Genomic DNA, 17,955 nt, shown 5'->3' with positions numbered 1-17,955 from the left:
GTTCGGAGAAGGGATCAGGGCCGGTGGACACGTCGCTGCCCCGTTCGTCAGGACTTCTTGATCGCGGGGGCGGCCCGCCTGGTCGTGCGCTCCGAGTCGCGAAAGCTCATCGCCGCCAGGTTCCACCTGTTCGCTTGCTCCTACGAAGGGATGATTCCTTAGGGCTGGATGAGGTGGCGGCCGGGGTCGTCAAGGTCGATCCCCTCTGCGGACGATGCCAGATTCGGTGCGGGCTCAAGCGTCCGCTGGTCTGGTCGTGAGCCGGTGGACGCCGAACAGGACGTAGCCCAGCACCACGAAGGCGGCCAGTGCGGCGGCTGCCAGCGACGCGACTGTCGGCCAGCCCAGTCGTTCAACGTTCAGGAACGGGTAGACGTAGCGGCGGGGCAGGTTGGGGGCGGCGAGCAGCACGAAGGCGCCGTACAGGAGCGGGTAGCCCAGCCAGGCGAACGGGGCGGCCCAGCGCACCCGGCGCGACCGGTCGAAGGCGGCCCAGTCGACCAGCGCCATGACGGGCGTCACGTAGTGCAGCAGGAAGTTGCCCAGCCCGCGCACGCCGCCGCCGTCGAGCAGCGCCAGTGGGTTCGCGAGGTCGCGTGAGATGTAGTTCACCAGGCACGTGACCAGCAGGTATAAGGTCACCGCGCCTTTGACGTCGGGGGAGGCCGACCTGCTGCGGTAGGTGACCAGCCGCCAGCCGTAGTAGAGCGCGAGCATGACGTTGCTCTGCACTGTGAAGTACGCCCAGGGGCGACCGATTGACGTCGCCAGGCATGCCAGGCCCGCCACGGTCGCCGTGAGCAGCAGGATCCGCCACGCTGTCATTCCGTCTTCGTCCTCCGTAGTCAGAGCGTGTGCGCGGTCCGGGTTGTTGCGGGGCCCACCGTGTAACAGGAGAGGTCGGGCGGGTTGAACGTGCTGCGCAGCAGCGGTCGCAGCGTGGCCGGGATATCGCCGAGCTGGGTGAACTCGATCATCCAGCCGGTGCCGGCCGCCACCCAGGGTTTCGCTTCGGGGAGGGGCGGCGGCGTCACCAGCGTGTAGATCAGCGCAGTGTAGAGAGCGTTGCCCGCGTACTTCGATGCGATGAGAGCGGGCAGGCGGGGCATCAGATCACGTTAGCGCTCAGAGCGATTGCGGGACACCTCCGCGCGCCTGCTCAGAAGGATGTCGCTGTCGAGTTCGTGGGCGTGCTACGTGCAGGCCGCCTGCGTTCTCTGCCCTCGCCTGTTTCTCGAGGCCGGCTATCTGCTGGTCTGGCAGAAGTTGACGGGCGTCGCTGACCGCCCTGCCCGTCGTGACCCCGCCACCAAAGCCCCGCGCGCCGAGGTGCCGGCTGTTCGAGGTGCTGACATAGCGAACTGGACCGGCCGGTGGCGGTGTCGCTGCCGGCCGTGAACGGCAGGCCCGCCGCCGTGGTGCTGACCGGCCACCAAGACCTCGCCCCGTCGACCGGCTGGTGCGGGCCATGATGGGGCCGGCCCGGTGGTGCGGCTGGTGAAACGGGGTGCGGGGATTGTGCCGCTGGGATGAGCGGTGGGCGGATGAGAGAGGGAGGCGCGGGCCGGGGGGCTAATCGGCTGAGGGGATGCGGGACATCATGCGTTCCATGCCGTTGACCCAGTTGTCGCGCAGGGCCTGTGCGGCCTTGGGGAGGTCTCCGGCGATGAGGAGCTCGGCCACCAGGCGGTGCTCGGTCGCCTCCCGTTCGAGCGGAGTGTCGTCGCCCGCCAGCAGGTGGGCGTAGCGGCGCATCCCCGCCTTGACGCTGGTGATGAGGTCGAGCAGGCGCTCGTTGCGGCAGCCGCTCAGCAGCAGGTCGTGCCACTCGTCATCGTGACGCTCTATCTCCTGCTGCTCCGCGATCCGGTCGGGGAACTCCTGGGCCATCGTCAGCAGCTCGGGCGCGATGCGGCGCAGGTGGTCGGGGTCGGAGCAGTCGAGTGCGAGCGACTCCAGCGCCGCGACGATCTCGCACAGCTCCCGGAACTCCTTGCGGCTCACCGGCGCGAACCTGAAGCCGCGGCCCTGGTTGCTTTCCAGCACGCCCTCGCCCGCGAGGGTGATGAGGGCCTCGCGCAGGGGAGTGCGGCTGACGCCCAGCTCCGCGGCCAGCGCGGCCTCGTTGACGTCGGTGCCCGCGACGAAGTCGCCCCGGTCGAGCCTGGTCAGCAGCTCTTCCCTGATCTGCTCGCGAAGCGGTCGCCGCTCGATGGGCATGAGGCTCCTTCGGGTTTCGGCCGGGCCAAGCTTACCGCTTGACGCGATACAAAATACTGCACTATGAATTCTGAATACAAAATATCACGAGGAAGGAGCGGGAGTGAGCCTGACGCGCGTGCCGGGGCTGTTGTTCGGTGGCGACTACAACCCCGAGCAGTGGCCCGAGGAGGTCTGGGCCGAGGACATGCGGCTCATGGCCGAGGCCGGGGTGACCATGGTCACCGTCGCGGTCTTCTCGTGGTCGCGGCTGGAGCCGCGGCCCGGCGCGTACGACTTCGGCTGGCTCGACCGCGTCCTGGACCTGCTGCACGAGCACGGCATCGCGGCCGACCTCGCCACCGCGACCGCGACCCCGCCGCCATGGCTGGTCCGTGAGCACCCGGAGGTCATGCCGGTCGACGCGCAGGGGGTGCGGCTGGAGTTCGGCTCGCGCCAGGGTTACTGCCCCAGCTCGCCGGTCTTCCGCGAGCACGCCGTGCGGCTGGCCACCGCCATGGCCGAGCGGTACGGCGGCCACCCCGCCCTGGCCATGTGGCACGTCGGCAACGAGTACGCCGACCATACGCTGGAGTGCTTCTGCCCGGAGTCGGCCCGGCACTTCCGCGCCTGGCTGGAGGCCCGCCATGGCACGATCGAGTCGCTGAACGCCGCCTGGGGCACGTCCTGCTGGGGACAGCACTACACCGCGTTCGGCCAGGTCGAGCCGCCGCGCAAGGCGCCAGGGCCGATCAACCCGGCTCAGCTCCTCGACTGGCGCCGGTTCTGCAGCGACGCGCTCCTGGAGCTGTTCACGGCCGAGCGTGACGTGCTGCGCGTGGTGACCCCGGACGTTCCCGTCACCACGAACTTCATGAGCATCCTGCACGGCCTCGACTACTGGGCATGGGCCGCGGCCGAGGACCTGGTGAGCGACGACGCCTACCCCGACCCGGCCGACCCGGAGTCGCACGTGGCGGTCGCGCTCAGCTACGACCTGATGCGCTCGCTCAAACGGCGCCCCTGGCTGCTGCTGGAGTCGGCGCCGTCGGCAGTGTCGTGGCGCGAGGTGAACGTCCCCAAACCGCCCGGCATGATGCGGCTGCACAGCCTTCAGGCGCTGGCGCACGGCGCCGACGGCGTGATGTTCTTCCAGTGGCGTCAGGCCAGGTACGGCCCGGAGAAGTTCCACTCGGCCCTCCTCCCGCACGGCGGCACGCGCACGCGCGGCTGGCAGGACACCCTCCGCCTCGGCTCCGACCTGCGGCGACTCGCGGAGGTCGCGGGTACGGACACGCGGGCCGAGGTGGCACTCGTGCTCGGCTGGGACAGCTGGTGGGGCCTGGAGGCGCCGGAGTCGATGCCGTCCGACCGGCTCAAGCTCAAGGACCTGCTGCTCGCCTGGTACGCGCCGTTGCACGCCCGCGGCATCACGGTCGATCTCGCGCCGCCGGACCGCGACCTGTCCGGCTACCGCGTCGTGATCGTCCCGAACCTCTACCTGTGCACACCCGAGCAGGCCGGGAGGCTGGCGTCGGTCACCGGAGAGCTGGTGATCGGCCCGTTCAGCGGCGTCGTGGACGCCGCCGACCGCGTCCACGACGGCGGCGCGCCCGGCCCGCTGCGCGACCTGCTCGGCGTCACGATCGACGAGTTCTGGCCGCTCGCCGATGGCGCGACCCAGCGGGTGCGGTACGCGGGGGGCGCCAGCGGCGTGGCCAGGACCTGGACGGAGTGGGTGCGCCTCGGCAGCGACGACCAACGCGGTGACGGCCCCGCGGCGGTGCTGGCCGCGTACGAGGGCGGAGACCTTGACGGCCTGCCCGCGATCACCCGCAAGGGCAACGTCACCTACGTCAGCTGCCTGCTCGACGACGTAACCCCCGTGCTCGACCAGGTGCTCGGCGGCGTCGCGGCCGTCGAGGTGCCCGCGGGCGTGGAGGCGGTCCGCCGCGGGTGCCACCTCTTCCTGCTCAACCACACGACCACCCCGCAGCAGGTCACCCTGCCGTACCCCGGCACGGACCTGCTCACCCAGACCCGCCTGCGCGGCGACATCGAGCTCGCCCCGCGCGACGCCGTAGTGCTCAGGATCGAAGGAGACACGTGACGCACCCGTACATCCCGAACGCCGAACCCGGCGTGCGGGCCGAGATGCTCGCCGCGATCGGCGCGTCGAGCGTCGAGGACTTCTACGCCGACATCCCCTCCGAGCTGCGCCTGGCCCGGCCGCTCGACCTGCCCGAGCCGTTCACGGCGGAGCACGACCTCGTACGCCACATGAAGGGCCTGCTGGACCGCGTCACCGACACGGAGCAGGCGCTGAGCTTCCTCGGCCACGGCTGCTACCCGCACCACGTCCCGGCCGTGTGCGACGAGGTGAACGGGAGGAGCGAGTTCCTCACCGCGTACGCGGGGGAGCCGTACGAGGACCACGGCCGTTTCCAGGCCCTGTTCGAGTACGTCAGCATGATGGGCGAGCTGCTGGAGATGGACGTCGTCAACGTCCCGACCTACGACGGCTTCCAGGCGGCCGGCACCGCCCTGCGCATGGCGTGCCGCTACACCGGGCGCTCGAAGGTCTGCGTCAGCGCCGCCATCACCGCCGACAAACTGAGCAAGTTGCGCGACTTCCTCGCCCCGGACGTCGAGATCGTCCTGGCCGAGGTGGGCGAGGGCGGCGAGATCGCGGTCGAGGCGTTCGACGACTCCTACGCCGCGATCTACCTGGAGACCCCGAACGTCTACGGCGTCGTCGAGACCCGCGGCCGCGAGCTGGCCGACCTGGCCCACGCGCACGGCGCGCTGCTCGTGGTCGGCGCCGACCCGATCTCCCTCGGCGTGCTCGCCCCGCCCGCGTCCTACGGCGCGGACATCGTCTGCGGCGACATCCAGTCGCTCGGCATGCACCAGAGCTACGGCGGCGGCCACGCCGGCTACATCGCCACCCATGACCACGAGCCGCTGGTCGCGGAGTTCCCGTCCCGGCTGTTCGGCATCGCGCCGACGAAGGTGCCCGGCGAGTACGGCTTCGGCGACGTCTACTACGACCGCACCTCCTTCGCGCACCGCGAGGAGGGCAAGGAGTGGGTCGGCACCGCCGCCGCCCTCTGGGGCATCACGGCCGGGGTCTACCTGGCGCTCATGGGCCCCCAGGGCATGCGCGACCTGGGCGAGACGATCCTGGCCCGCACCCGCTACGCCATGGAGGCCCTGGCCGCGTCGGTCACGGTGCCGCACCGCGACGCGATCCACTTCCGCGAGTTCGCCATCGAGGTGCCCTCCAGCGCGGCCCTGCTCGACGGGCTGCGCGAGCGCGGCATCTACGGCGGCGTCCCGCTCGACGACCGCACGGTCCTGGTCTGTGTGACCGAACGCCACTCCATCGCCGACATCGACCGGCTCGCCGCAGCCGTACAGGAGACGCTGTGAACACCACGGAGTCCTTCGCCGAGCTCCCCGTCGCGCCGAAGCCGCCGCTGCGCCGCTTCCACCAGGCGCGCTGGGACGAGCCGATCATCTTCGAGCTGTCGGCGCCCGGCCGCCGCGGCCTCGCCGTGCCCGAGCCCGGCGCGCCCCGCGTCGAGCTGCCGGACTCCGTGGGCCGCGCGCAGCCGCCGAAGCTGCCCGAGATGTCCCAGCTGCACGTGCTGCGGCACTACCTGCGGCTGTCGCAGGAGAACCTGGGCGTCGACCTCAACATCGACGTCGGGCAGGGCACCTGCACGATGAAGTACAGCCCCAAGGTCAATGACAGGTTCGCCGCCGCCATCGCCGAGCTGCACCCGCTCCAGCACGAGGACACCGTGCTGGGCGTGCTGGAGATCTACTGGCGGCTCGAACGCATGCTGGCGGAGATCTCCGGCATGGCGCGGGTCTCGCTCCAGCCGGGCTCCGGATCGGCGGCCATCTACGCCAACATCGCCATGATCCGCGCGTACCACGCGGCCCGCGGCGAGGCGGGTCGCGACCAGGTGATCACCACGATGTTCTCCCACCCGTCGAACGCGGCCTGCGCCAAGACCGCGGGCTACGAGGTCATCACCCTGATGCCGGACGCCGACGGCCTGCCCGACATCGAGGCGCTGCGCGCCGCAGTCGGCCCGCGCACCGCCGCACTGATGATCACAAACCCGGAGGACACCGGCATCTTCAACCCCCGGATCAGGGAGTTCGTGGACCTGGTGCACGAGGCGGGCGGCCTGGCCTGCTATGACCAGGCCAACGCCAACGGCATCCTCGGCATCACCCGCGCCCGCGACGCCGGATTCGACCTGTGCCACTTCAACCTGCACAAGACGTTCTCCACGCCGCACGCCTGCGGCGGCCCCGCGGCGGGGGCGTGCGGCGTCTCCGAGGACCTGGCACCGTTCCTGCCCGGCCCGGTCGTCGCCTTCGACGGCGAGTCCTACCGCCTGGAGACGCCGCCCGCCTCCATCGGCAAGGTGCGGCCGTTCCTCGGCGTCACCCCGAACATCGTGCGCGCCTACGCCTGGATCATGGCGCTCGGCGCCGAGGGCCTGCGGCAGGTCGCCGAGACGGCCGTACTCAACAACAACTACCTGATGCACAAGATCCTGCAGATCCCGGGCGCGTCCGCGCCGTGGGACAGGCGCAGGGTCGAGCAGGTGCGCTACTCGTGGCAGGAGCTGTCGGAGCAGACCGGGGTGCACTCGGAGGAGATCGGCGTCAGAGCGGCCGACTTCGGGGTGCACTACTGGACCAGCCACCACCCGTACGTGGTGCCCGAGCCGTTCACGCTGGAGCCCACGGAGTCGTACTCGAGGGAGGACCTCGACGAGTACGCGCTCATCCTGGCGCACGTGGCCGAGGAGGCGCGGCGGGATCCCGAGTTCGTCAAGGGCGCGCCGTACAACCAGTCCGTCCACAAGATCGACATGACGTCGCTCGACGACCCCAAGGAGTGGGCGCCCACCTGGCGCGCCTACGTCCGCAAGCATCTGTCATGACGGGCGCGGCGGTGGTCGGGCTGGTCGTCAACCCGGTCGCCGGGCTCGGCGGCGCGGCCGGGCTCAAAGGCAGCGACGGCGTGGAGGTGCAGCGCGCGGCCCTGGCCATGGGCGCGACGCCCAGGGCCGGCGAGCGGGCGGCGCGGGCCGTCCGCACGCTGGTGGCCCGCCGTCCCGGGACACGGGTCCTGACCGTGCCGGGCCGGATGGGCGAGGACAGCGTGCGCGCCTCTGGGACCCCGTACGACCTGGTCCGGCCGTCGTCCGGCGGGTCCGCCGGGACGAGCGCGGAGGACACGCGGCGCGCCGTGGCCGCCCTGGCAGGGGTGGACCTGCTGCTGTTCGCGGGCGGTGACGGGACGGCGCGCGACGTGCTCGACGCGGTCCGCGCGCTCGGCGACCAGGCGCCGCCCGTGCTGGGCGTCCCGGCCGGGGTGAAGGTGTACTCCGGCTGTTTCGCCGTCAGCCCGGCCGCCGCCGGATTCGTCGCGGCGGAGTTCGACCCGGCGCGTACGGCCGAGGCCGAGGTGGTGGATCTCGATGAGGACGCCTACCGCCGCGGCCTGGTCAGCCCCCGGTTGTACGGCAGCCTGCGCGTCCCCGCCGCCCGCGCCGCGCTGTCGGGGCGCAAGTCCGGATCGTCAGGCGTGGAGCCCGCCACCGCCGAGGGGGTCGCACGGGAGGTCGTGGCCAGAATGCGGCCCGGCGTCCGATACGTCCTCGGGCCTGGCGCCACCACGCGGGCCGTCGGCCGCGCGCTGGGCCTCGCCACCACGCTGCTCGGCGTGGACGTGGTCGAACGCGTCCACGAGGGCGGCCGCCTGGTGGCGGCGGATGTCGCGGAGGCCGAGCTGTTCGGCCTGGTCAGCGGCAGGGAGTCGGCGCTGGTTCTGTCGGTCATCGGCGGGCAGGGGTTCGTGCTGGGGCGGGGCAACCAGCAGGTGTCGCCCCGGGTGCTCGACGCGGTGCTCGATGGGGGCGACTCCGTACGGCTCCTCGTCCTGGCCACCCAGCAGAAGCTCGCGTCGCTGAAAGGACGGCCGCTGCTGGCCGACAGCGGTGACGAGGACCTCGACAAGAAGCTCGGCGGGCACGTCCAGGTGATCACTGGATACCGCGAAAGCACGATTTATCGCATTTGTGCGGCAAGTGAGGAGTTCGACGGATGAAGACGCTCGACGGAAAGGTCGCGATCGTCACGGGCGGCGCCTCGGGCATCGGGCGGGCCACCGCCCTGCTCTTCGCCCGGGAGGGCGCCCGGGTGGTGGTCGCCGACATCGACGCGGCCGGCGCGGACGCCACCGTGGCGCGGATCGCCGAGGAGGCGGGAGACGCGATCGCGGTGCAGGCCGACGTCTCCGACCCCGAGGACTGCCGGCGCGTCGTCGGCGCCGCCGTCGAGACCTTCGGCGGCCTGCACGTCCTGTTCAACAACGCGGGCATCATCCGCCGCACCACCGCGCTCGACCTCGACGTCGAGGAGTGGGACCGCGTCATGGCGGTCAACGTCCGCTCGGTGTTCCTCATGTGCAAGCATGCCATCCCCGCGATGACCGACGGCGGCTCGATCGTGAACACGGGGTCGGGGTGGGGCCTCAAGGGCGGCGGCAACGCCATCTCGTACTGCGCCTCCAAGGCCGCCGTGGTCAACATGACCCGCGCGCTCGCCATCGACCACGCCAAGGCCGGGATCCGGGTCAACTCCGTCAACCCCGGCGACACCGACACGCCCATGCTGCGCGACGAGGCCCGCCAGCTCGGCGAGGACTGGGCCGCCTTCCGGTCCGACGCGGCGGACCGGCCGATGGGCCGCGCGGGCACCCCGGACGAGATCGCCCAGGCCGTGCTCTTCCTGGCCGGCGACGCGGCCAGCTACATCACCGGCTCCGCCCTCGTCGTCGACGGCGGCGGGCTCGCCTGACCCACACCCCCCACGCAACCCCCATAAGGAGCCGACCATGAACCGTGCCCTGGCAGTCCTGGGCATCCTCGCCGTCGCGACGACCGCGTGCAGCGGCAGCGGCGGCGGGAACGTCCCAGGCATGAGCAGCGGATCCGGCCCGGTCACCGTCCGCTGGTCCACCTGGGGATCGGCCGAGGACATCAAGCTCTACGAGAAGTTCACCGAGGACTTCGAGAAGCGCCACCCCGACATCAAGCTCAAACTGGAGCCGGTCGCCAAGTACGAGGACTACCACCCCAAGCTGCTGGCCCAGCTCACCAGCAAGACCGCCCCCGACGTGTTCTTCGTGGGCGACGACAGCATCGGCAAGTTCGTCTCCGCCGGGGTGCTGACCCCGCTCAACGACAAGCTGGCCGGCCCTTCCTCCAAGAGCAAGCCCGAGGAGTTCTTCGAGGGCATCTACGGCGGCGCCAGGAAGGACGGCCAGATCTACGGCGTCCCCAACGACACCAATCCCGAGGTGCTCTGGTTCGACAAGAAGGCGCTCAAGGACGCCGGGATCACCGAGGACCCCGCCGCGCTCAACGAGGCCGGGCGGTGGACCATGGCCACGTACCTCGACATGAACGCCAAGCTCAAGGCGGCGGGCAAGGCCGGGTCGATCTTCTGGAACTGGTACGGCTCCACGTACTCCATGATCAACGGCTTCGGCGGGAAGGTCTGGGACGGCGGCAAGTTCGTCGCCACCACCGACCCCAAGGCACGCCAGGCCCTCCAGACTCTGGCCAAGGGCTACCAGGACAAGACCTTCCTCAGCGCCGACCTGCTGCCCGACAGCAACGGCCCGAGCACGCAGTTCCTCAAGCACAGCGCCGGCTTCTACGCCGGAGGCCGGTGGATGATCGACTCCCTGAAGAAGGGCGGCGAGCTGGACGACTACGACATCGTGCCGTTCCCCTCGCAGACCGGCCAGCCCATGCCCGGCGCGGTGGCCGCCTCCTACCTGGCGCTCAACAAGGACACCAAGCTGCCCGAGCAGGCGTTCACCTTCCTCACCGAGTTCGTCGGCAAGGAGGGCCAGCTCATCAGGCTCAAGGACGGCGGCGCCGTGCCGTCCGTGAAGGGCGCCGAGCAGATCGTCCTCGCCGACGGCTACCCCGCCCACGCCCGGACCTTCCTCGACGTGCGTGACACGGGCTTCGCGAACTACCCCGAGGAGGTCGCCGTGCCCGGCCTCACCGCCGACATCAACGAGCACCTGATGAAGGTGTGGACCGGCAAGGTCGGCTTCGACGAGGGCATGACCCAGCTCCAGAAGCTCGTCGACGGCAAGCTGGGCTAGCCGTGACCGTCCTCGCACGGGCCCGGCCCCGCACGCTCCACCGGGCGCGGCCCGTCCGCAACCGCGACGGCTGGTGGGCCGCGTTCTTCCTCGCGCCGCAGGTCGCCGCGCTGCTGGTGTTCCTCGTCTTCCCGCTCGGCTTCGCCGTCGTGCTGGCGTTCATGCGCTGGGACGGGCTCGGGCAGAAGGAATGGGTCGGCTTCGACAACTTCGCCGCCCAGCTCTCCGATCCCGAGTTCGGGCTGGCGGTGTGGAACACGGTCAAGCTGGCGCTGCTGACCGTGCCGTTCGGGCTCGTCTTCGCGCTGCTCATCGCGGTCGCGCTGAACAACGTCAAAGGCGGCGGCTTCTATCGGGTGCTGTACTTCCTCCCGGTGGTCACCAGCTCGGTGGCCGTCGCGCTGATGTGGCAGATCATCCTGGCCGGCAACGACTACGGCGTGCTGAACTCGTCGCTCGAGCGCTGGTTCGGCATCAGCGCCCCCGACTGGCTCGGCGACCCCGGCTGGGTGATCGTGGCCATCGCCGTCGTGACGATCTGGTCGTCGCTCGGCCTGAACGTGGTGATCTTCCTGGCCGGGCTCCAGACGATCCCGCCGCAGATCGTCGAGGCCGCCCGCATGGACGGCGCGGGCAGCCTGCGCATCTTCCGCTCGGTCACGCTGCCGCTGCTCTCGCCGACGATCTTCTTCTCCACCGTCGTCGCGGTGATCAGCTCGTTCCAGGCCTTCGACCAGATCTACGTGCTGGTGGACCCGGAGGACAACGAGGGCGCGAGGACGATCGTCTACCAGGTCTACGAGCTGGGCTTCAAGGACTTCCAGTTCGGCATGAGCAGCGCCGCCGCGCTGATCCTCCTGGTCCTGACGCTGCTCGTGACGCTCGTCCAGTTCGCGGCGCAGAAGCGCCTCGTCCACTACGACTCGTGAGGGGGCCGGGATGCGACCCAGGCAGGTAGCCCTGCACGCCGGGCTCACCCTCGGCGGGCTGGCGATGCTGTTCCCGTTCGTCTGGATGCTGCTGACGTCGTTCAAGGGCGTGCGGCAGATGCTGAACAACCCGCTCGACTGGCTGCCCGACCCGTGGCGCTGGGAGAACTACCCCGACGCGCTCGGCGCGGTGCCGTTCGGCACCGCGTACTGGAACAGCTTCTACATCGCCGCGCTGAACGTCACGCTCACGCTGCTGACCTCGGCCATGGCCGCCTACGCCTTCGCCCGGATCAGGTTCCGCGGCTCCGGCGTGTTGTTCGTGGTGTTCCTGGCCACCCAGATGGTGCCCGCGCAGGTGACGGTCGTGCCGCTCTACCTGATGCTGGCCAGGTTCGGCTGGATCGACTCGCATCTGTCGCTCATCGTGCCGAGCATCGCGAACCCGTTCGCGGTGTTCCTGCTGCGCCAGTTCATCAGGGCCGTGCCCGTGGAGCTGGAGGAGGCCGCCAGGATCGACGGGGCGGGCCGCTGGCGCTGCTTCTGGAACGTCGTGCTGCCGAACATCCGCCCCGGCCTCGGCGCGCTCGGCATCATCGCCTTCCTCGCGTCCTGGAACTCCTTCTTCTTCCCCCTGATCTTCCTGAACTCGCCCGAGCTGGCCACGGTGCCGCTGCTGCTCAGCCAGTTCTCCGGCCAGCGTACGGCCGTGGACTACGGGCTCATCCTGGCCGCCTCCGCGATCGCCGTCGTGCCGACGCTCATCGCGTTCCTCATCGGCCAGCGGAAGATCATCAACTCGATGGCCGCTTCCGGCCTGGGAGGTCGCTGATGCCGGACCTACGCGAACGCCCGTTCACCGACCGCGGCTCGCGGCTGCTGGTGATGGCGGCGGACGACGGCTCGCTCTGGATCGCCAGAGCCCTGTACGAGACCAGGCTCGCCGACACGAAGGTGCTCACCGGCCTGCGGATCCTTTCGGGGAGCGGCGAACTGCCGGTGCTGCGGGTACTGCCGGACCGCGTGGAGTTCGCGGGCGGCGTGGCCATGGCCTTCGCGGACCCGGACACCCTCGTCCTGACCGGTGCGGGCGCGCGGGCCGTGTGGGACGGCGGCGAGGCCGACATCGACGGCTGCGTCACCCTCGTCGGCCCGGATCGCGCGAGGCACGATGCGGCGGCGGTGCTCGACGCGGCCGCCGCACGGTGGCGCGACTGGTTCGCCCGCATGCCCGCCGTGCGTGCGGACCTGCGCCAACGAGCGGAGGACGCGTGGTGGACGCTGGCGGTGAACCTGGTACGGATCCAGGGCCGAGAGTCCCTCGTCCCCTCCAAGTACGGCTACGTCGGCCTGTGGAACTGGGACTCCTATTTCCACGCCATCGCGCTCAGGCACGCCGACCCCGCCCTGGCCAGGGAGCAGATCCGCATCCTGCTCGACCACCAGCGCCCCGACGGCCTGATCCCCGACGTCGTACACGACCACGGCGCGCTGGCCGAGACCACGGACCTGCCCCGCTCCGATCTGGCCCGGCTGGCCGAGCACGTCGGGGGCGGGCCGATCGGGGACGCCGTCCCCGTCACCAAGCCGCCGCTCACCGCCTGGGCGGTGTGGAAGATCCACGAGGTGGACCCCGACCCCGCCTTCCTCGCCGAGGTGTACGAGCCGCTGGCCCGCTCCCAGGAGTGGTGGTTCACCCGCTCCGATCCCGACGGCGACGGGTTGGCCGAGTACCTGCACCCGTACTCGTCCGGCCTGGACGACAGCCCCATCTGGGACGGCGGCCCCCGCGCCGAGCCGCCCGACCTGAACGCCTACCTCGCCCTCCAGTACGACCGCCTGGGCGACATCGCACAGGCGCTCGGCAAGGACGCCGCGCCGTGGCGGGCCAGGGCGCAGGCCCTGGTGGACCGCATGATCACGCGTCGGTGGAACGGCACGAGGTTCGCCACCCTGGTCGGCGGTCGCGAGGCGGACGTGCGCACCCCGCTGGAGCTGATGCCGCTCTTCACCGGGAGGCTCCCGGCGGGGATCGCGGACCGGCTCGTCGCCGGCCTGCGCTCGCCGAGCTTCTGGGCCGAACGCCCGGTGCCGACTGTCGCCTTCGACGACCCGAGATTCGACCCCGAGGGGATGTGGCGCGGACCTGTCTGGCTGAACGTCAACTATCTGCTGATCGACGGCCTGCGCCGCTCGGGGCATCAGGAGACGGCCGCCGAGCTGCGCGAGCGCACGCTGGCCATGGTCCGCGACGGTGGCGGCCTCCACGAGTACTGGAACCCGCTGACCGGCCGTCGCGCGGGCCGCGCGACGACCGCCTTCGGCTGGTCCGCCGCTCTCTTCCTGGACCTCGCTCAGGAGGGCTGATTTGATGGATCTTTGTTCACCAGGCCAGCTCGGGAGGATCCGCGGTGAGCAAGAAGGAGCGAGACGACTCCGACGACTTCGGCGGGATCGGTTTCGGCCGCATGGCCTTCCTCCTGGCCGTCGTGGCCTTGGGACGCCCCTGGGAGACGCTCAAGGAACTCTTCGGGTTGATCCGTCGACTGGGGCGTCGGGTGCTCAGGCTCGTACTGGCTCCCTTCCGGCTGGTTGCCTTGATCGTGTGGTCGCGTACGGCGGATCGACGCCCCACCTTCGAGGATCACCTGCGCGGTGAGGACAGAGATCTCTCGTGACAGGCTGGGAATCAGCCGGCGGCGAAGTCCTGCGTCCAGTAGATCTGCCCCTGCGCGTCCTTGGCCGCGCCGACCCCGATGAGGGTGTACGAGCAGTTCATGATGTTCTTCCGGTGGCCGTCGCTGTTCATCCAGCCCTTGACCACCTCGGCCGCCGACCGCTGCCCCATGGCGATGTTCTCGGCCAGGGTCGAGCCGGTGAAGCCGGTCGCGCGAATGCGGTCGACCATGTCGCGGCCGTCCTGGGAGTCGTGGTCGAAGTAGTCGTTCTTCGCCATGTCGGCCGAGTGCCCGAACGCCGCCCTGCGCAGCCGCGCGTCGTGTTTGAGCGGGTCGCAGCCGCCCTTGACCCGCTCGGCGTTGGTCAGCCGGACGACCTCCTTCTCCAGCGCCGTGCCGACGGAGGTGGCGGTCTTCTTCGTCTCGGAAACCGGCGGTGACCCCGTATCCCGCGTCGTGGGAGTGGGAGTGGGAGTGGGGGTGGCGCAGGTCAGCTGTACGGCCTTGGACTTGGCGGTGCCGCCCCGGTAGTCGGTGGCGACCGCGTAGTACGTGCCCGGCTTGCAGGGCAGCTTCAGGGTGATGCGGTCCTTCCTGGTGGCGCCGCTCTTGACGACCGGATCGTCGCCGGGGACGGCGCGCATGACTCGGATGCGCAGCAGCGCCGGGCGCACACAGCCGCGGCGGACGGCCGAGGTCTGGATCCTGAGCGCGGAGATGCCCGGCCTGGCCACGCTCACGCTGCACTTGTCCGATTCGGAGGTCGGCTCGGGAGTCGCCTCCTCGGTCTGCGTCGGCGGGGTGGTCGGCGCGGTCATCTCGGGCGCCGCTCCGGCCGCCCCGCCGGTGGACGGGGCGCAAGAGGCGAGGCCGGCGACGACGGCGAGTACCCCAAGGGGTCGACGCATGAGGATTTCCTCCGGTGGAGGGAGACGCTGGTGGTCCCGCATTCTGCCTGATCCATTACCGACTTGTCATGACAATTCGGACATTTCGCCCTGTGAGTAATCTCAACCACCGGCGCCGATCAGCGTGCCGGGCGGGCCGCCTCCATCGCCGCGGCCACGGACGCGGCCGCACGCCCGATGGCCTTCGTCCCGGGCCGCGGGCCGCTGTAGCTGAGCGTGGCGGTGACGTTGGACATGCGGAACACCATGTTGGCCACGTACGTGCCGTTCGCCCGGTGGACGGACGCGAACGACTCCTCGCCGACCACCGGAGCCCGGGAGAACGCGATGTCCGGATGCTCGTCCCGCAGATCCTGAAAGGTCTGCTTGATGCCGACGAAGTTGGCCTTGGCCCCCTTGAGGGTGTCGACCCGGTAGAGGGAGACGGTCGCGTAGGAGCCGTTGGCGCCGAAGTACTGGCAGATCTTCCGGTCGAGATTGTCGCTCTGAAGCTTGCTGCCGAGCAGCGTGCGGACCTGCGCGGCGGTCAGCACCTTGCAGGAGTGCAGGCCGGTGCCGAAGAGCGGTTTCCCGGCCGGTGAGGACGACACGGGTTTGGACTGTGTTGTGGTGCCGCCGGCCGGCGTCGGCTCGGCGCCCGTACTCTCTCCGGGACGGGTCATCCCCCAGATCACCGCACCCGCCGTCAGGGAGAGCGCGAGAACCAGCGCGCCGCCCACGACGGCGAACCGGCGCCACGTGGGTGCGGGCCGCCGCCGGGACGTGGGGCGGGTGTCCGCGGGAACCTCGCCCTGGGCCACCGCCTGCAACCACGCGGCCGCCTGCGCGGGGCCGCAGCGTTGCCGGGGATCCTTCGCCAGCAGCGCGGCGAGGACGGGCGTGAGCGAACCGGCCCGTTGCGGGGGAGCGGGCTCGTGCAGCAGCACGGCCGCCATCACGGCCGCCGAATTGGGGCCGGTGTAGGCGGTTCTGCCCTCCACCGCCGTGTACAGGGTGGCTCCCAGCGACCACAGGTCGGCCTCCGGGCCGTCGGCCTCGCCGCGCAACCGCTCCGGCGCGATGTAGCCGGGCGAGCCGTTCAGCAGGCCGGTCTGGGTCAGCGCGGCGTCCCCCGCCACGGTGGCGATGCCGAAGTCGGTCAGCAGCACCCGCCCGTCCTGGGTGAGCAGAACATTGCCCGGCTTGACGTCGCGGTGCAGGACTCCCATCGCGTGCGCGGCGGCCAGCGCGTCGAGCACGTGCCGCCCGACCCAGGCGGCCTGGGCGGGCGGCAGCGGCCCGTCCTCGCGTACGATCCGGTCGAGGGAGCGGCCGTTGACCAGCTCCATCACGATCCACGGCCGGCCGCTGTCCATGACGACGTCGTGCACCGTGACGATCGACGGATGCGAACGCAGCCGCGCCGCGGCCCGCGCCTCACGCAGGGTCCGCTCGGTCAGCTCGGCCCGGGACGCCTCGTCCAGATCGGCGGGCAGCCGTACTTCCTTGACGGCGACCTGCTGCCGCAGCAGTTCGTCGACGGCCAGCCACACCGTGCCCATGCCGCCCTGGCCGAGCTGCGACATCAGCGAATAGCGGCCTGCCAGCATCATCGTCATGCCGTCGACATGCGGCAGGACGCGTCATCGTCGCATAAGTGGGCCTTCCGCGGTCTGGACCCGGTGGGCGCGTGTTTCTCCACTGGCTGTTCCTCCAGAGATGAGGTGTCGCATGGGCCGGCCGTACGAGCCGACCGCTGTGTCCAGGAGCCGGGCCTGCGGCGAAGCCCGTGGTGGGAAGGGCACAACGTAGCATGCGCGACGCGGCTTCTCCTTCCGCATGCCTTCCGTCCTGGACATCCTCCCGTTTGATGAACCCCCGATCCCGGATGTTCGTCAAACGGGAGGCTCATTCGCGTTCGGTCAGCTCATCGGACGGCGATTCCACTCGGCCACGTCACGCTCACCCGAGGTGAGGTCCCGCAGGGAGGCCGGTGCGAGGTTCGCGTCGAAGTACGGGATCAGCAACGGGCCCAGCGTGGCCGCCATCAGCAGGTCGCTCGGCTCGATGGCGCGCCGATCACCGTCGAACGGCACCCCCAGCGTGCTGACCGCACCCGTGGCCGGGGACCTGACGACGATCTTCAGCATGTCGTCGATGCCGTTGCGGCGCAGGAAGGTGTCGGCGAAGTCCCGCTCCGGCTCGGTCGCCCGCAGGCGGAGCCGTCCGAGGGTCGCCACACCGTGGCGGCTCAGGCAGGCGATCCCGTCGCGCGAGGCGAACGGATTGTTCCAGCGCCAGCGCTCGACGTATTCCTCCACGAAGTCCGGCCGGAACATGGTGAGGTACTGCTCCTCGCCATCGCGTCCCAGCGCCAGATACGCGGGGTTCTCGGCCACGAACGCGTCGATCCACCCGAGATGTACGGCCACAGCCTCGGCCAGCACCGGATAGAGCTCCCCCTCCCGAGCACCGGCCACTTGCTCGAGCACCTTGATGAGCCTTCGGTATGCCTGCTGTTCCACGGATCCGCCATCGCACTCGTTGATCGCTTCAGGGGAGCAGCCGGTATGGCGGGCTGCGGCGTTCTCGCCTGCTCAAGGATTCCGTAACGGGCGGCCGTTCATCTATTAGTTGGCCAAGGAATTCGCTTCAAAAGCCCATGTCACAAGGCACTTCCCGGTCGCGGGTGATGACAGATCCGACAAATGCCTCAATCTCGTCCGGCCGCCCGCGTCCCATCAACGAGGGCTCGTGCAAGGCAGCCGTCCCAGCGAGTTGGAGCGTGTACGGGTCTGGCGGTGGAGGTGAAGAGGATCTCCGCCCGTTCGCTGACGTCAATCGAGGCGATCGATCAGGTCGGCGGTGAGGCGGTCGCGGCCGAAGAACCATCGAGCGTGTTCTCGGGTGAACGGAGCCAGGCCCGGATAGGGACATCCAGGCAGGATGTGCGCAGCCGGCCCGAAATGGCTGCAAGTAATTGCCGTATTCAGGGTGGCCATAATAAATCAGGGATTATTCGCCTCATGCTTCGCCAAAGCGAAACT

The 17,955-nt window shown here is 70.2% G+C and carries 17 protein-coding genes; 10 read left to right on the top strand and 7 right to left on the bottom strand.

What is annotated here, in order from left to right; translation table 11 throughout:
- Positions 1-234: 234 nt before the first annotated feature.
- The 3 genes from ACWEPL_RS12295 to ACWEPL_RS12285 form a co-directional block, all read right to left on the bottom strand.
- On the bottom strand, positions 235-825 hold the full coding sequence (locus tag ACWEPL_RS12295) for a Pr6Pr family membrane protein (RefSeq protein WP_452436086.1): 591 nt from the start codon (positions 823-825) through the stop codon (positions 235-237).
- Between the two features lie 20 nt (positions 826-845).
- Entirely contained in the window at positions 846-1,109 is a 264-nt protein-coding gene (locus ACWEPL_RS12290; protein ID WP_452436085.1) for a DUF2809 domain-containing protein, read from the bottom strand.
- A 463-nt stretch (positions 1,110-1,572) separates the two neighbouring features.
- Positions 1,573-2,220 carry a GntR family transcriptional regulator gene (locus ACWEPL_RS12285; protein ID WP_363983452.1) on the bottom strand — a complete coding sequence of 216 codons (648 nt, stop codon included), beginning with the start codon at positions 2,218-2,220 and terminating at the stop codon, positions 1,573-1,575.
- Positions 2,221-2,323: 103 nt separating this feature from the next.
- Between ACWEPL_RS12285 and ACWEPL_RS12280 the strand changes: the two genes are divergently transcribed.
- Genes ACWEPL_RS12280 through ACWEPL_RS12235 form a run of 10 tightly spaced genes read left to right on the top strand, consistent with a single transcriptional unit; the run spans position 2,324 to position 14,021 of the window.
- A complete protein-coding gene (locus ACWEPL_RS12280; RefSeq protein WP_452436084.1) occupies positions 2,324-4,309 on the top strand; it encodes a beta-galactosidase in 1,986 nt (661 codons plus the stop codon).
- A complete protein-coding gene (gene gcvPA, locus ACWEPL_RS12275; protein WP_452436083.1) occupies positions 4,306-5,631 on the top strand; it encodes an aminomethyl-transferring glycine dehydrogenase subunit GcvPA in 1,326 nt (441 codons plus the stop codon). Before ACWEPL_RS12280 ends, gcvPA begins: the two co-directional genes overlap by 4 nt.
- Positions 5,628-7,169 (top strand): aminomethyl-transferring glycine dehydrogenase subunit GcvPB, encoded by a 1,542-nt coding sequence (gene gcvPB, locus ACWEPL_RS12270; protein WP_452436082.1) that lies wholly within the window; start codon positions 5,628-5,630, stop codon positions 7,167-7,169. Before gcvPA ends, gcvPB begins: the two co-directional genes overlap by 4 nt.
- On the top strand, positions 7,166-8,338 hold the full coding sequence (locus tag ACWEPL_RS12265) for an ATP-NAD kinase family protein (RefSeq protein WP_452436081.1): 1,173 nt from the start codon (positions 7,166-7,168) through the stop codon (positions 8,336-8,338). Before gcvPB ends, ACWEPL_RS12265 begins: the two co-directional genes overlap by 4 nt.
- Positions 8,335-9,090, top strand: a complete 756-nt coding sequence (locus ACWEPL_RS12260; RefSeq protein ID WP_397367238.1) for an SDR family NAD(P)-dependent oxidoreductase — start codon at positions 8,335-8,337, stop codon at positions 9,088-9,090. Before ACWEPL_RS12265 ends, ACWEPL_RS12260 begins: the two co-directional genes overlap by 4 nt.
- Positions 9,091-9,127: 37 nt before the next feature.
- Complete coding sequence (locus ACWEPL_RS12255; RefSeq protein ID WP_452436080.1) at positions 9,128-10,414, top strand: ABC transporter substrate-binding protein; 1,287 nt, start codon at positions 9,128-9,130, stop codon at positions 10,412-10,414.
- A 2-nt stretch (positions 10,415-10,416) separates the two neighbouring features.
- Positions 10,417-11,343, top strand: a complete 927-nt coding sequence (locus tag ACWEPL_RS12250; protein ID WP_363983432.1) for a carbohydrate ABC transporter permease — start codon at positions 10,417-10,419, stop codon at positions 11,341-11,343.
- A gap of 10 nt (positions 11,344-11,353) precedes the next feature.
- Complete coding sequence (locus ACWEPL_RS12245; protein ID WP_350731869.1) at positions 11,354-12,175, top strand: carbohydrate ABC transporter permease; 822 nt, start codon at positions 11,354-11,356, stop codon at positions 12,173-12,175.
- Positions 12,175-13,710, top strand: a complete 1,536-nt coding sequence (locus ACWEPL_RS12240; protein WP_452436079.1) for an amylo-alpha-1,6-glucosidase — start codon at positions 12,175-12,177, stop codon at positions 13,708-13,710. Before ACWEPL_RS12245 ends, ACWEPL_RS12240 begins: the two co-directional genes overlap by 1 nt.
- A 44-nt stretch (positions 13,711-13,754) precedes the next feature.
- Positions 13,755-14,021, top strand: a complete 267-nt coding sequence (locus tag ACWEPL_RS12235; protein WP_452436078.1) for a hypothetical protein — start codon at positions 13,755-13,757, stop codon at positions 14,019-14,021.
- An 11-nt stretch (positions 14,022-14,032) separates the two neighbouring features.
- Here ACWEPL_RS12235 and ACWEPL_RS12230 read toward each other — a convergent pair whose 3' ends face one another.
- The 4 genes from ACWEPL_RS12230 to ACWEPL_RS12215 form a co-directional block, all read right to left on the bottom strand.
- A complete protein-coding gene (locus ACWEPL_RS12230) occupies positions 14,033-14,929 on the bottom strand; it encodes a CAP domain-containing protein (RefSeq protein ID WP_452436077.1) in 897 nt (298 codons plus the stop codon).
- 119 nt (positions 14,930-15,048) lie between these two features.
- Positions 15,049-16,527 carry a protein kinase domain-containing protein gene (locus ACWEPL_RS12225; RefSeq protein WP_452436076.1) on the bottom strand — a complete coding sequence of 493 codons (1,479 nt, stop codon included), beginning with the start codon at positions 16,525-16,527 and terminating at the stop codon, positions 15,049-15,051.
- A 303-nt stretch (positions 16,528-16,830) separates the two neighbouring features.
- Positions 16,831-17,400 (bottom strand): hypothetical protein, encoded by a 570-nt coding sequence (locus ACWEPL_RS12220; RefSeq protein ID WP_363983414.1) that lies wholly within the window; start codon positions 17,398-17,400, stop codon positions 16,831-16,833.
- Positions 17,401-17,745: 345 nt separating this feature from the next.
- Positions 17,746-17,910: an nSTAND1 domain-containing NTPase gene (locus ACWEPL_RS12215; protein WP_452436075.1), complete on the bottom strand. Its 165-nt coding sequence runs from the start codon at positions 17,908-17,910 to the stop codon at positions 17,746-17,748.
- Positions 17,911-17,955: the final 45 nt, after the last annotated feature.

It is taken from the genome of Nonomuraea sp. NPDC004186, from assembly GCF_053603495.1.
The sequence above is the reverse complement of the archived record's forward strand: the minus strand, read 5'-3'. Positions and strand labels throughout refer to the sequence as shown.

Excerpts from the sequence above, each read along its gene's own strand:
- ACWEPL_RS12255 (WP_452436080.1), top strand. The coding sequence starts at position 9,128 with ATGAACCGTGCCCTGGCAGTCCTGGGCATCCTCGCCGTCGCGACGACC.
- ACWEPL_RS12230 (WP_452436077.1), bottom strand. The coding sequence starts at position 14,929 with ATGCGTCGACCCCTTGGGGTACTCGCCGTCGTCGCCGGCCTCGCCTCT.
- ACWEPL_RS12290 (WP_452436085.1), bottom strand. The coding sequence starts at position 1,109 with ATGCCCCGCCTGCCCGCTCTCATCGCATCGAAGTACGCGGGCAACGCT.
- ACWEPL_RS12260 (WP_397367238.1), top strand. The coding sequence starts at position 8,335 with ATGAAGACGCTCGACGGAAAGGTCGCGATCGTCACGGGCGGCGCCTCG.
- ACWEPL_RS12295 (WP_452436086.1), bottom strand. The coding sequence starts at position 825 with ATGACAGCGTGGCGGATCCTGCTGCTCACGGCGACCGTGGCGGGCCTG.
- ACWEPL_RS12215 (WP_452436075.1), bottom strand. The coding sequence starts at position 17,910 with ATGGCCACCCTGAATACGGCAATTACTTGCAGCCATTTCGGGCCGGCT.
- ACWEPL_RS12245 (WP_350731869.1), top strand. The coding sequence starts at position 11,354 with ATGCGACCCAGGCAGGTAGCCCTGCACGCCGGGCTCACCCTCGGCGGG.
- ACWEPL_RS12240 (WP_452436079.1), top strand. The coding sequence starts at position 12,175 with ATGCCGGACCTACGCGAACGCCCGTTCACCGACCGCGGCTCGCGGCTG.
- ACWEPL_RS12265 (WP_452436081.1), top strand. The coding sequence starts at position 7,166 with ATGACGGGCGCGGCGGTGGTCGGGCTGGTCGTCAACCCGGTCGCCGGG.
- ACWEPL_RS12285 (WP_363983452.1), bottom strand. The coding sequence starts at position 2,220 with ATGCCCATCGAGCGGCGACCGCTTCGCGAGCAGATCAGGGAAGAGCTG.
- ACWEPL_RS12225 (WP_452436076.1), bottom strand. The coding sequence starts at position 16,527 with ATGACGATGATGCTGGCAGGCCGCTATTCGCTGATGTCGCAGCTCGGC.